The 14,289-nt window shown below is 42.7% G+C and carries 9 protein-coding genes, 1 tRNA gene and 1 pseudogene; 5 read left to right on the top strand and 6 right to left on the bottom strand.

Translation table 11 applies throughout. The features are described 5' to 3' along the window. Positions 1–41: 41 nt before the first annotated feature. Both KKB09_00155 and KKB09_00150 read right to left on the bottom strand, forming a co-directional pair. Positions 42–812 carry a hypothetical protein gene (locus KKB09_00155; protein ID MBU4299609.1) on the bottom strand — a complete coding sequence of 257 codons (771 nt, stop codon included), beginning with the start codon at positions 810–812 and terminating at the stop codon, positions 42–44. A 166-nt stretch (positions 813–978) separates the two neighbouring features. Then, a complete protein-coding gene (locus tag KKB09_00150) occupies positions 979–1,392 on the bottom strand; it encodes a hypothetical protein (protein ID MBU4299608.1) in 414 nt (137 codons plus the stop codon). Positions 1,393–1,401: 9 nt separating this feature from the next. Between KKB09_00150 and KKB09_00145 the strand changes: the two are divergent. After that, positions 1,402–2,397, top strand: a pseudogene (locus KKB09_00145) (tRNA-dihydrouridine synthase family protein). Positions 2,398–2,410: 13 nt separating this feature from the next. Here KKB09_00145 and KKB09_00140 read toward each other — a convergent pair. Both KKB09_00140 and KKB09_00135 read right to left on the bottom strand, forming a co-directional pair. Then, positions 2,411–2,558: transfer RNA gene (locus KKB09_00140), tRNA-Ala, on the bottom strand. 119 nt (positions 2,559–2,677) lie between these two features. Then, on the bottom strand, positions 2,678–3,169 hold the full coding sequence (locus KKB09_00135) for a ribonuclease VapC (GenBank protein MBU4299607.1): 492 nt from the start codon (positions 3,167–3,169) through the stop codon (positions 2,678–2,680). A gap of 75 nt (positions 3,170–3,244) precedes the next feature. Here KKB09_00135 and nifS point away from each other — a divergent pair, with 75 nt between their 5' ends. The 4 genes from nifS to KKB09_00115 all read left to right on the top strand — a co-directional run bounded on the left by nifS (position 3,245) and on the right by KKB09_00115 (position 12,781). Next, positions 3,245–4,399 (top strand): cysteine desulfurase NifS, encoded by a 1,155-nt coding sequence (nifS, locus tag KKB09_00130; GenBank protein ID MBU4299606.1) that lies wholly within the window; start codon positions 3,245–3,247, stop codon positions 4,397–4,399. Positions 4,400–4,816: 417 nt separating this feature from the next. Next, on the top strand, positions 4,817–5,524 hold the full coding sequence (locus KKB09_00125) for a helix-turn-helix domain-containing protein (GenBank protein MBU4299605.1): 708 nt from the start codon (positions 4,817–4,819) through the stop codon (positions 5,522–5,524). 393 nt (positions 5,525–5,917) lie between these two features. Beyond that, a complete protein-coding gene (locus KKB09_00120; GenBank protein MBU4299604.1) occupies positions 5,918–11,263 on the top strand; it encodes a hypothetical protein in 5,346 nt (1,781 codons plus the stop codon). Between the two features lie 141 nt (positions 11,264–11,404). Further along, positions 11,405–12,781 carry a hypothetical protein gene (locus KKB09_00115; protein MBU4299603.1) on the top strand — a complete coding sequence of 459 codons (1,377 nt, stop codon included), beginning with the start codon at positions 11,405–11,407 and terminating at the stop codon, positions 12,779–12,781. A 117-nt stretch (positions 12,782–12,898) separates the two neighbouring features. Here the strand turns inward: KKB09_00115 and KKB09_00110 are convergent, their stop codons facing one another. Both KKB09_00110 and KKB09_00105 read right to left on the bottom strand, forming a co-directional pair. Then, positions 12,899–14,008 (bottom strand): AAA family ATPase, encoded by a 1,110-nt coding sequence (locus KKB09_00110; protein MBU4299602.1) that lies wholly within the window; start codon positions 14,006–14,008, stop codon positions 12,899–12,901. A gap of 94 nt (positions 14,009–14,102) precedes the next feature. Next, the coding region (locus KKB09_00105; protein ID MBU4299601.1) for a hypothetical protein at positions 14,103–14,289 on the bottom strand (187 nt) is incomplete at its 5' end.

The following is a 14,289-nucleotide window of genomic DNA, read 5'->3' as shown; positions in this document are numbered from 1 at the left end:
ATCCCTGCTTCCAGTTAGTCTATTTTGTATAACGTCCGTCTTCAAAGTATCTTAATAATCCCCGGCTTCGGCTCATAGCACGAGCCTTCTTCCAACAATTCGTTCATTGCGCTTTCTGTGACGTTTTCGGGAAGATTTGCTTTTTCTACTATCGCGCTGTATGAAACACCTTCGCCTTTGTCAAGTTCGCCTATGACTTTCAGTACGATTTCGCGGCCGCTTCTGTTGTCTATTGCTGCTGCTTCCACTTCTCCGCCGCTTTTCATGTTTTCCTCAGCTTCAAGAATTCCTTCAACATCATTTTCGTCGATTTTGTATTTTTCAAGCATCTCTTTTTTTAGTTCTTCAATTGGCAGGTTTTTGTTTTCAAGAACTATCTTTCTCTTTGCAGCCCACCTTCTTAAAAAGAGCATTATCTCAAGCTTTCTCATTGATTCAAAATTCGGATCGTTTATCGGTACGACTACTTCCGGAACAAGGTATCGCTCGTCGTTGTACTCCCTGACTTTTCCGATGAAGTCCACGATGTCGCCGACTTTAACGTTTGCAAGCGGCGCAGTGTCCTGGAAAGCTTTTGAGCGGATGATGCCTGTGCCGTCGTCAATGACTATGAATGCGTATTTCTTGTCTTCTGTAATATATGTGTTTATTACTGTTGCAAGAATGTGTATGCGCGACAATTTCAATCCGTAGCTTGTCAGCGCGTAACTGGGGTTGAATCCGCCGAGAGAAACGAATTTCCCTTCGACAACGTCTTTTATCCTTGTCTTGTATGCGGTCAGGCGGCGCTTTTCTTTTTCGATATGAATCAACTCGTAATTGCGATTTTTGTTTTTTATTTACGATTTTTAAATCGTATTAAATTTTTTTAATCGCTTGAGTGTATTCGTCAAGATATGTTTAAAAAGATAACTGCTATGAATTGCCGATAGAACACTTTGCAAAAAAGAAATGATTTGTAATACCGTTTGTATGGAGTTATTCTGCCGGTATTTCAAGCCCAAATATCTCCATATATGCATCTTCATATGACTTGAGATTTTCTTTTAACTCGCTTACTTTTTCAGAATTCATTTTGCCGCCAAAATTTTGTAGTATATCAACTATGTCTTCGCATGATTCTTCGAGATATTTTTTAAGAGCTTCGGCATCCAAGAGATATCCCGGGCCGCTTTCAATTTTTTGTCCGTCTAATGTATCTAATTCATATACTGGTATGTGGCTATTATACTGCTCTAAAAATACATAATTTTTTTGACTTTGGTTACCGCCAGTTATGGGATCGTTTCCAATACCGAGAGCCGTTTCTTTAGAAAATCCTACGTAGGCCTTCACATCTCCGTTCAGTGCGACCTTGCAAACCGGCCAAGAAGGTGTCTTAAATGTTGTCATAACTTTCGAATGGCTATAAAACTATTTAAATCTTTTCTCGCGCCAATAGGAAAAGGCGCCATTATGAAAATCAAACCACTTAAAATCGGAAAGCTAAAGATAGCTACGCCGCTTATTCTTGCCCCGATGTGCGACGTATCACGCGCGCCTTACCGGCTTCTTTGCAAAGAATTCGGCGCAGGGCTATCATATTCCGAAATGCTTGAAGCCGGAAAATTCAAAATGGACCGCGCGCAGTTCGATGATTTTATTGAAGAAGAGCGGCCTGTCGGTGCGCAGATTGTCGGAAACAACACAGAAAATATCCGATGGATTGCAGAATCCCTAGAAAAAAAAGTTGATGTGATTGACTTTAATGCCGGCTGTTCGAAAAGGCATTACATCGGGCGCAAATGGGGTGGTTGGTTTTCAGGCCATCCAAAAGAACTTGAGGCTGTTTTGTCAAAAATGCGCGAGTTTGTCAAGATGCCGCTTACTGTCAAGGTGCGCCTTGGGATGAACAAAAAAGAGCCGGAGATTTTTGAAATTCTGAAAGTCTGCGAGAATGTAGGAATTGATGCGATTGCAATTCACGCGCGTTTCGTTGTGCACAATTATCTGGACAAGGCAGACTGGGGCTTGCTCGCGAAAATAAAAGAAGCCGCAAATATTCCGATTATCGCGAACGGCGATGTGTTTTCTGCTGCGGATGCGATGCGCGCGTTTAGTGAGACGGGATGCGACGCATTAATGATTGGCCGCGGAGCAATGGGAAATCCGTTTGTTTTCAGTGATGCGAAACTCGCGCTGGCTGGAAAAGAATATCCTGCTTCGCATTCTTTGGAGGGGCGGCTTTCCGCCTTTTCGCGATTTTTAGCATATTACAAAAAATATTCCCGCAAACAGGGCTTTGCGGAAATCAAGGCGCAGGCAACTTGGTTTACTATAGGCGCGCCAGGAACGAGAAAGTTAAGGGTGGATATACAAAAAACGAAAGACGAAGAAGAGCTTCTCAAAGTTTTGGAACTAGGATATTTGATGGACCTGCCGCGAATCGAACGCGGAGCCTCTGCCAATATATAAGGTTCTGAGGAATTTTCAAACTCGAAAGAGTTTGGAAAGCTTGAAAATCTTGGATTTTCAAGACCTTGTGCCATGGCAGCGTCATACCGTTAGACCACAGGCCCGTTTTTTGTTTGCAACATTTTATACATGGCAAACAAAAAAGCCGAGAGTTCCGCGAATAATGGTTAGTAATGCGGAACGAACGGATTTTTCGCCATTCATGCTGTGCATTGGGCGAAAATTATATCTTTTTTGCATGAAATTTTACTTTGCTTCCGCAATCAGGGCAGATCTTCTCATTAGTTTTATGTCCGCATGCAGTGCATTTTCCAGACCACGCAATAGGCTTTTTTATGCCGTCCTGGCTCAGGCCGGAATAATTTATTTTCAAAACTTTTGCAAGGTTCTGAACGCCGTAATCATCAGTTATTATAATATAGTCCTTATTTTTTTTCTTGAAGTCAAGCGCAAGTGCGACCAGCATCATGTCTGTCTTTGACGTTTTGTCCTGCGTTTTTTTCTGCGCGCGCAAAACATCATCTGCGCTTTCTTTTGACGGTTCAAGTATCTGGAGCCCTGAGAGCATGAACCTGTCTATTTCAATTTCAGATGCACTTGATTTCATTTCCTCCACAACGCCGTAAACCGTGACGCAGGGCTTGTCCGCGAAAATGGATTGCGCGCCGTGCAAAAATACGTTTGAATCAAGGATATAAATTCTTTCATTTTGCATTATGCTATTCGGGCGGGAAATTATAAAAAACAATACCTAATTAATATATAAACTTATAACGCCGTTATATTAATTATGGTGAAGATATACCTAGACCACGGTGCAACAACGCCGGTCGATTCTGAAGTTCAAAAAGCGATGATGCCGTACTTTTCAAAAAAATTCGGCAACGCTTCAAGCCTGCATCAGTTCGGGCAGGAGGCTGCAGTTGCGCTGGCAGATTCGCGAAAAATAATTGCGAAAGCATTGAATGCGGAAGAGGACGAAATATATTTCACATCAAGCGGCACCGAGTCAAACAACACAATACTTAAAGGAATCGCATTTGCAAATCGCAATAAAGGAAAGCATATAATCACTACAAAGATTGAGCATGATTGTGTCATTCATTCATCGCAATGGCTTGAGTCTCAAGGTTTTTCTGTAACTTTTCTTTCTGTTGACAAATACGGTTTGGTTAATCCAGATGATGTAAAAAAAGCAATACAAAGCGATACAATATTAGTTTCAGTTATGCATGCGAACAACGAAATCGGAACAATTGAGCCGATACGCGAGATTGGAAAAATTTGCCGCGAAAAAAATGTTTATTTTCATACTGACGCGTGCCAGAGCTTTACAAAAATTCCGCTTGATGTCAGGGCAGATAATTTGGATTTAGTTACTATTAACGCGCATAAAATTTACGGCCCTAAAGGCGTCGGTGCATTTTACAAAAAGCGCGGCATAAAAATCGAGCCGCTTTTTCACGGAGGCGGACACGAGCGGGGACTGCGCTCAAGCACTGAAAATGTCGCAGGAATTGTCGGTTTTGCAAAAGCCGCAGAAATCGGAATGGCGCGAATGGACACGGACGCAAAAAAACTTTCTTCTTTGCGCGACAAACTTATCAATGGATGTTTGCAGATAGAAAACACTTGGCTTAACGGCCATCCGTCAAGCCGCCTGCCCAACAATGCAAATGTCGGATTTGCATTTATCGAAGGCGAATCGATAATTCTTAATCTTGACTTGAAAGGAATTGCTGCATCAACCGGCTCTGCATGCTCCTCAAAATCTCTTGAGCCTTCGCATGTTTTGCTCGCGCTCGGGCAGAAGCATGAAGAAGCCCACGGTTCTGTGCGGTTTAGTTTGGGAAGAAGCACTACTGAAAAAGATATCGATTATGTTCTGAAAGTTCTGCCGCCGATTATAAAAAGACTTAGAGCGATGTCGCCGATGGGGAAATGATGTGATTGTAAGGCGCGAACTCGGCTTTAAAAAGACATCATCTGTCTGGGCGTTCTTGAAATGATGTGATTGTAAGGCGCGAACTAACAGCACAGATGCCGGCAGAGGCTCTAGTCATTTTAACTTATTTTGATTTAGAGCATTCCTTTTTTCTTTCCAATATTGGAAACGGTTTCTCTGAAATTTCTAATTTCGAGGTTATCCTGTTGATGTTATAGTTGTATTTTTTATACGAACAGCACGTATTGTAAATGGTTTCATAATGCTTTTTGTTTAGTTGGCGTCATATTAATCTGTGGGCTTTTTGTCTTGCGCATGATTTTTCGATTCAGAAAATGCGTAGCTTTAAAAGTATTTGTTACTACACCGTTACTTGCAAATGTAATCACTTGTTATACATTACTTTTTGTGTTGCTTATGTCTGAAACCGAAGCGTTCCGCGAGAATCTGGAAAGAATCATAGTGTCAGACATAGTTCTTTCAGGCGACTCAGGCGCGGCAATACGCAAATGGCGCGACATTTTCAAAATATCCCAGTGCGGGCTTGCGGAAAAGATAGGCATCCGCTCTTCAATAATTTCCGATTATGAATCAGGGCGCAGGAAATCGCCGGGGTCTGCGATGATAAAAAAAATCGTCAAGGCGTTTTCTTCTTTCGATATCGGGATGGGCCGCGCGGCATCCGAAAGCGCAATTAATTCAGCAGAAACTTTTCACGACTCTGTTATTGATGTGCGCGAGCTGAACGCCCCGAAGACTTTGGGCGATTTTGCAAATGCGCTTGGCGGAACAGCAATGTTTTTTAATGGCGATGCGGAAAAAAATATCGGCGCGTATGTAATCATTGATTCGATTAAAGCCATCATATCTTTTTCTCCCGCGGAATTTTCCGAGATGCACCATTTTATGTCCGGCAAGGCGATTGTGTTTACCGGAGTCAAGCGCGGGCGCTCGCCGCTTGTCGCAATCAAGGTTGCAAATGTCAAGCCCGCTGCTGTGATTTTTCACGGTCTGGAGGCATTTGACAAAGTGGCGGAAAGAATCGCGCGTACAGAAAAAATTCCCGTAATACTTTCCGGCACGAAAACAGTTGACGAGCTGATTGCCGTTCTGAAGGCGATGTAATTTTTCTTGTTTTACAGCATTTGACGTACTTTTTCTGACAGATACCAAAAGATTTATATAGATTCAGTGGTGAATACCTAAAATACTGCGGGCATTCATCCAAAATGAAACCATTATTCCGCCAAATCACATCCTAAGGGGGGTAGAATTGTAGGTGAACCTTATGTTTGTGAATAAATTCTTCGGAAGTTTATGGCGCTGTTGTGCCGTATTTTTAAATAGTTTTTCTTTTCAAAATTCCTCTTTTTTAGTTCATCAAAAATTTATTTCACTGCGTTTTCATTAAATAAAATTTCATTGCAGAGATTATGCTGAATCCGCGGCAGTGCGATTAACTGTCGCATAACAAGAAACACCATATTTATCAGTATGGTTGAATTGGAGTTGAGAAAAATGAAATCTACATTTATATCCGGAGCCGGAAAGACAAATGCTGCCAGCAATATGGCAAAAATTTCATTCTTATTTATCTTCGCTATGTTTTTAGCTGTTAGCGCGAGCCCTGCGTTTGCTCAGCATGATCCGATTATCACATTATCTCCAGATATTGCAAACTGTAATCAGCTTGGCGATACATTCACAGTAAATATATTGAATAACGTTTCCAGCAGTGACAGCATTTATGAAGTAAGAATATATAGCGGAACTCTCGGAATAACTAATTTCTCATGCGGTTCAGCTCCATCCGGTTGGACATTGTTTGATCACGTTCAGCAATATGGTTACTGTGAATATAAGACTGAATGGAATAATAATTCAACCATAATTAAGCCAGGAAACAGTAAGATATTCACCTTTGATGCCGTAATGTGGAGCCAAGGATGTATAAGCGAATTTCTGATTTCGACATTAGATAATAATCGACCGATAGGCCAACAAAAATTTACCTGGCCGCAAGTAAGAATAGATTGCTCAAACCCGCAAATTTCCAAGATTGTTGGAGATCCAAAATTACTCGGAACCGGGTTTGACTGGTGGGTAACCACAAATACTAATATTCATTTAGATGCTTCTGATAATAATGAAGACTGTGATTTAGGTCTTGACTACTGCAGGTGGAGAGTTACGCTTGACGGAGTCCCAGGCGATTGGAATACTGTTGAAAACGGAGAAACACTTGACTGGGATTTAAAATTTGTCGGAGACTCAAACCACTATCTTGAAGTCGAATGTTATGACCTTGCCGGAAATAAGAAAGTTTTGACAGAGACCGATAAAGTCGACTCGACACCGCCGGTGACAACAAAAATAATCAGCGAGCCAAAGAAAATAGATGGCAATGTTGAATGGATTGACACTGTAACAACAATTACGCTTAACGCTGTTGACCCGGACCCGACAGGTCATTCATGCAACATAGGTGTTGACAAGACATGGTACAAGAATGTTCTTGCAGAGGGTGAGGATTCTTGTTGGGATCCTGCTCAATACTGTAATGCTATTGAGGTCTCAACACCATATGGCAATCCGAAAACAGTTTATTGTATTAACGAAGCGCAGGCATATTGCGATGAAAACTGGGAGTCTGAGCAGGATCCTAATTGGGAAGCATGCGTCGAGGACTATGTTCATGAAGAGTGCCAGGTCGATCCGAATTGGCATCTCTATGACGGAAATCCAATAAACAAGGACCAAGAATCATGCCATGAACTATATTATTTCAGCGTAGATAATCTAGGTAATGTAGAGAATACTAATGTCAACTGCTTCTTTGTTGACAAGAAACCACCTGTTGTGGATAAAGAAGTAGGGGACCCTAGTGTTACTATATGCGGACCAGGAGAAGGCAATGAAATAACGGTCTTTTCAGAAGATTTTGAAAGCGGCGCCACAGGATGGACTCATGGCATGCTGGAACCACGAGAGGGATATAATAGTTCAGATTGGTGGGAAATAAGGACAACTGCCTATGGAATAGACAACTATGATTTCGGCACAACTGTTTACGGAACGACAAATCATGGAAGCCATGGAGGATACGAGCACAGCTATCTTATGTCGCCGGTGATAGCCCTCCCGGGAGATGACATAATTACACTGGAATTTGATTCCTACACAGCAAACGAAGGCGGATGCCCTGATTGGTACGATGTCGAATGGATTGAAATTTCCAGTGACGGCGGCCAGACATGGGCAACGCTTAATACATGCGGCGGTGTAAATGTTGGCAGCATAGGTACATTATCAAATGAGCCGCCAGTTAGAGGTGTCGGAATTAGTGATGTCCAGACAAGCAACGGAGACGACCCCTTGCACAATGACTCCGACATGCAGTGGAGAACTTTCTCATATGACATAAGCGCCTATGCTGGAGAAGATGTGCAGGTAAGATTCAGGTACGATACAGGCGACGGTTGCTGCGGTCCTGATAATCAGGAAGGCTGGTACACGGACAATATAAAAATATATTCAGAAATGTCCTGTGAACATTATGTAACTCAGGAAACACCGATAACATTTACTTGCACGGATCCGGAACCACATCCATCAGGTGACGAAGAGATTTGCTTCAAGGTATCCTATGATTATGTAGAAGTAACCCCTGGCGTCTATGAGTGGGGCTATAATACAGATACATACTGTGATCCTGAAGATATGACAGCTGACGACTACTGCTGTGTTCCTGCAACATCGCAAAATCCGTTTGTATTCAACTTTCAGGAAGAATCAATGCACAACCTTGAATATTATTGTAAAGATGCTGTTGAAAAGAAAAGTGAAACGCACATACAATATTATAAGGTAGACGATACTCCGCCTTCTATCGAGAAGACAATGATTGGAACTGACCACCTCGGTTACACTGACGGAGAACTGAATGAGGATGCATGCCCGCCGAAGAGCGAGGATGACGATTGTTATGTTAGGGACAACGACGAAAACGGAGTGCACATTGCAGTCAAGGACGGCGGAGAGATTTGCGCCGTGAACAATGTTCAGTGCACATACAAGCTGATATGGCAGACAACAGAAGAAAACTGCGCAGGAAGGCCGTATGAGAACGGTTGGTGCACTGTGGAAGCAGGTCAGTTCGGTGAAGATGGACAGGACATACTATTCCAGGAAGACTCGACGCACAAGCTTGTCATAAACTGCAAGGATGCCCTTGGCAATGCAATGGCAGAAGACGTTGAAACATTCCTCGTCGATTCAACACCGCCGGAAACAACCAAAACCTACGGAGAGCCATTCGTTGAAGAATGGTATCCGAAAGAGTGTTATTTAATTGATGAATTGAATATCGCCAATGGGGACTTTAATGAAGTGTTTAATGAAGTATCTTGCGGATGGGCTCATTGGATAACCTCAAATACACCCGTAACTCTTGATGCAACAGACGAAAAAGTAGGGGTTGATAAAATATATTGGAGGAATATGCTCGTAACGAATAATGAAGAGGGTGAGATAATCTGCCAGAATTCAGAGGCTGATGGAGCTCAGTTTGACGGATCTAATCATTGCAATCCGGAATACTATGATCAGTATGTAAATCTGAACACGCCGTGGAACGAATATGACGGGTCATTCTACAAGCCAGAAGAATCTTGTCATGTTATCGAATACTACAGTGTTGACAAACTTGGAAATGAAGAGCCTGTCAAATGGCAGTGCGTCTTTGTAGACAATACACCTCCCGAGGTCAATAAGACAATCGGAGAGCCGAAGGTAGTTAGAAGCGAAGGGCAGGATGTCAATCAGATAACTTACATAACTAACCAAACACCGATAACACTTACTTGCAAAGACGCATTTCCACATCCAGTTGACCATGTCTCGCTATGGTACAGATATCGTTTTAACGAGAGTTGCGACAATTTAGATGGTAGTGAATGGACCGCGTGGGTTGATCCAAACGGAGGAGATTTGAACGGTAATCCATACCTCCTTGAGAAGATAATTCACTTCCCTGAAGACTCATGCCATGAACTTGAGTATTACTGTGTTGACGGACTTGGAAATACGGGACCGATAAATAGCGAAATCGATATCGTTGATACACAGCCTCCGGTTATAAACAAGACAATTGTCGGGCCAAGAGCAGGTGCATGTCCTCCTGAAAATCTAATAGAAATTGAATCTCTGTCGGATGTATGTGCTGATGACTTAAGCGTAGAATGCGCCCAAAAGCCGAAGTGCTATATTGACGGCGTGACTCAGATACATGTCGAAGCAGTTGATCCTGAACCGCACCCGGTGAATAACGTTACTTGTGACTGGGATTACACAGTATACGGCGGCCAAAAGATTGGCAGCGGACAAATCGGAGTAATTGCTCCGTTTGACATTAACTTTCCGGAAGAGTCAAAGCATAAGCTGACAATTACCTGCAGGGACGAGCTTGGAAACTCTGTAACTGACCGCGAAACATTCTACGTCGACAAGACGCCGCCAGTAACATCAAAGCACTATGGCGAACCATATTATAACAATGAAACTTCGAAATGGGTGACTTCAGAGACAAACATTGCACTCTCTGTTGAAGACGCAGGACCGCATAAATCTGGTGTGAACGAAACCAATTATAAGGTAACATTGATGGAAGGCAATCTGCCTTGCTTAAGCGATGATATCTGCCAAGAGCAAAGCGGAGATGGCGAATGGAACACGTATACAACACCATTCCAGATTGATGAACAATCCTGCCATCTCATTGAATACTATAGCATAGACAATGTCGAAAAGACAGAGGATGTTAAGAAGCAGTGCGTATTTGTCGATAATACCGCGCCAGAAACAAACAAAACAGTTGGCGAGCCAAAGGCAATATGGGATGGAGTAAACGAGAAGGACGAAGTGACTTACTTCCCCAACCTTCCGGAAAGATGCGCAAATGAGACCTGCTGGAAAGTTACTACGCTCACACCCATAACAATGAGCTGCAACGACCCAGAGCCGCATCCGGTAGACCATTCAGAAATATCCTTTAATATAAACTTCGATAACCTAAAGGACCTCACACCATACTACTGCGGAATGCTTGGCGGACAGATTGGCCCTGACGGATACTGCACAGTAGGTGATGAATCGTCAGTAACGCTATACCTCAGGAATGAATCAAACCACAACCTGAAGTTCTACTGCACTGACGCGCTTGGCAATCAAGGTCCTGAAGACGATGAAATGTTCAAGGTCGAAGGCACAAGATTTGAGCTTAACCTTTATCAAAAATGGAACCTCATATCCGTGCCATTTGTGCTTTTGAACAACAGCATCGAAAACCTGTTTAAGGATGTGAAGGACAACATAATTGCTGTATGGGCTTATGACAATGGAACGTGGTCTGTATGGACTCCGGGACCTGCGCCAGATACATTGAACACTGTAAAGCCTGGTTGGGGATATTGGGTGCTTTCAAAGAGCCGCGAGAAAATATGGATTGGCGGAAGTTTGTTAAGCCCAGTAACTATTCCACCTGCTAGACCTTTGACTGCCGGTTGGAACCTTATCGGATTTTACGGTACAGAATGGCAACAGTATGGCGAAGACCCTGAGTGCTCGTATGATGTAGGCCCGATATATTGGGACCACACTTACGATTCATTGCATTCACTCGTTGATTTGCATAACGGATACCCGCGATGGGAATCGCTATACACACGCGTAAACTGCATGAATGACCAGTGGGTCATACAGTTCCAGAACGATGTATGGAATGAACCGCACAACGGCAAATACAGAATGGTTGCGGGATACGGATACTGGATACACATGGATGAGCCGGATCAATACGCGCCATAGATAAAACAATAATTAAACAAACAATGCCACGGACTTCTGTCCGTGGCCCTTTATTTTTTTGAGTTTGTTAGAAACAAGGCTTTATAAGTTTTTACTTATAAGTATTAACATTTGATTGAATCAAGCGATTGTGATTATATTATGACACTAAAATATTTTTTGCTTGCGTTATCTATGTTGCTGTTAGCTGCACAGCCGTCGTTTGCAGAAGTAACTGCTCCAACTATGCCTCCGCATCAGTTTTGGGGCATAGCGACCATAAACGGCGTTCCTGCTCCTGTCGGAACATCCATAACAGCTACCATCTACGGAGATTTGGCAGGTTCGGCTAAAACAACTTCTGGCGGAGCATATAATCTTATTGTAGAGAATCCGAATAATCAGGGTGACACAATTCTTATATTTGTTAATACTGTTCAGGCAGCAAGCGATATTTTCGCAAACGGAAAATCAACAAATCTTGATCTTGCGATAACTGTTAATGTACCACCTGTTGTCACCGCTATGATTTCGCCAAGTTCTGCAACTTTAAATGATTCTCTTAACTGTACATATACTTATTTTGATGTGAATTCCGATACAATGAGTGCACATTGGTTTCAGTGGTATGTTAATGATTTGTTAAAACCAATTACTGGACAAATTCTTGGCGTCGGTAATTATTCTTTAAATGATCAGGTTATCTGTTCTATTCGCGCTTACGACGGAACGTATAATAGCACGTGGGTTAATTCAAGTACTGTGACTATATCAGATACAATAGCGCCAGTACTGCATAATGATTCTATTTCAGCTTTAAGCGGAAATACTAATAATCCATTTACAGTTTATGTTAATGCAACAGAGGCAAACAACATGGACTGGGTAAAACTGGAACTTCAAGATCCCAATCAAGTAAAGACAAACTATACCTTGGCACAAGTTAGCCATATTGGAAATGAGTATTATTACAGCGTGTCCGTAACACCATCAATAGCAGGAGGTTATAAGTTCACATATTACTCAAGAGATGGAAGTGGAAATATGAATTCACTTATTAGCAATCTGACCTACATTGCATCCACACCCCCTGGCGAAGGCTCTGGCAGTAGTGGCAGCGGCGGAAGTTCCGGAGGATCAATACAAACTACATCAACAAATAATACTAAAATAATTCCACCTACAAACAATTCCGTAAGTAGTTCTTCTTTAACAACATCAAGCGGTCTGTGTAACGAACGATGGACCTGCAATGCATGGTCTGAATGCACTGGCGGAATCCAGAAAAGAAGCTGTACTGATGCGAACAAATGCGGTTCAATAGAAGACCTTCCCCTGACAACACAGCCTTGTGAGATCATATTGACAAGCGCAGATGCATCCGATGATAGCGCGTCTAAATCCAGCGGTTTGTCAGGAATCACCGGCAGAATGTTCGCCTTTGCATCCGGCAGCACATTATCAATAATAGGTCTTATAGTGCTTGTCGGTTTGGGCGCGTATTTCTTTAAACGCAAGCCGGCAGCTAAGAAGCGATAATGTTTTGATTAGACGCTATATGCAGTGTTATGTTACTGTAAAACGTATTGGACGCATCGTCATTAAACATACGCTTATTTTACTCAGGTATGTCTACCAAAACATATTGGCGACGGTCTATACATCCCCATAAAGCGTTAGATGCGCGCGATTCTCCGGTTTCTTCACTTTCTTTACTGCGTCAAGAAGGTCATCCATTGCGATTTCTGTCCTGCTTGCGCGTATCGCAAAATATCCTGCTTCGGTGCATATTGCTTTTAGCTCTGCACCTGACAGTTTATCGCACATGTGCGCGATTTTCTCAAGAGAAACATTTGCGCCAAGATTCATATTGCGCGTATGAATCTTTAGTATTTCAAGGCGCTCTTCAATTGTAATTATTTCGACTTTTATCAATCTATCAAGCCTTCCAGGGCGCGTTACCGCCGGGTCAAGGATGTCAAGCCGGTTTGTCGCGCCGATTACTTTTACATTACCGAGCGGTTTAAAGCCGTCGATTTCTGAGAGCAATTGCATGAATGTGCGCTGGACTTCTCGCTCGCCGCTTGTTCCGACATCGATTCTTGTTGCAGCTATTGCGTCGAGCTCATCGATAAATATGATTGCCGGGGCTTTCTCTCGCGCCAAATCGAATATGGATTTCACGAATTTGCTTCCCTCGCCTATGAATTTCTGCACAAGCTCCGAGCCTACGATTTCGATGAATGTGGCGTTTGTTGTTGCAGCCGCAGCCTTTGCAAGAAGGGTTTTTCCGGTTCCTGGAGGCCCATAAAGAAGCACGCCTTTTGGAGGGTCGATTCCGACTTTCTTGAAAAGCTCAGGCTTAAGCAACGGCAGTTCTATTACTTCCTGAAGCTCTTCTTTTACGCTTTTCAGGCCGCCAATATCGTTCCATGAAACTTCGGGCTTTTCAATTATGACATAATTTGAGACGTCAAAGTGTTTTGTGACGCCGATTTTTCTAATTACTGTGAGTGATTTCTGATCGACCAGGACGCGATCAAGAATCGTGAGTTTTCCCTCAAGTGCGCGAGAAACCGCGACTTCAAAATCACCGCTGTTGAGGCGTATTATTACCTCCCGCGGGCTGATGATGTCGACAATTGATGTGACTATAAGAGGCGGCTTTGAGAACTTATCCATTTCTGTTTCAAGGTCGATGACTCGCTTTTTGAGAACGCGATTTTCTGTTTCAAGATTAATTGCGTGCCAGTCCTGCGCAGGCATCTGTTCTGCGCTCGAGATATCTTTTTCTTTGACGTCTTCCATGGCAATAAATTATGTGGGGGGGTATTTATATTTATGTATTTCGTGATATTGTCTACTTATCGTCATCCATATCAACAACATAAGTTATCAAATTCAACAACTTCATTCGCCCTAATTTCAAATGTATTTCAGCTTCTTCAGCAGGCGTTTTTCCTTTCAAGCTCATATGCGGATTAACGAAATTGTGGATTATTCGCCTCAAATTCAGAAAATCCTTTGCGCCTTCATGACATCCAAAG

The sequence above is a fragment of the Nanoarchaeota archaeon genome, assembly GCA_018897155.1.
Lineage (GTDB): Archaea > EX4484-52 > EX4484-52 > EX4484-52 > LFW-46 > LFW-46.
The sequence above is the reverse complement of the archived record's forward strand: the minus strand, read 5'-3'. Positions and strand labels throughout refer to the sequence as shown.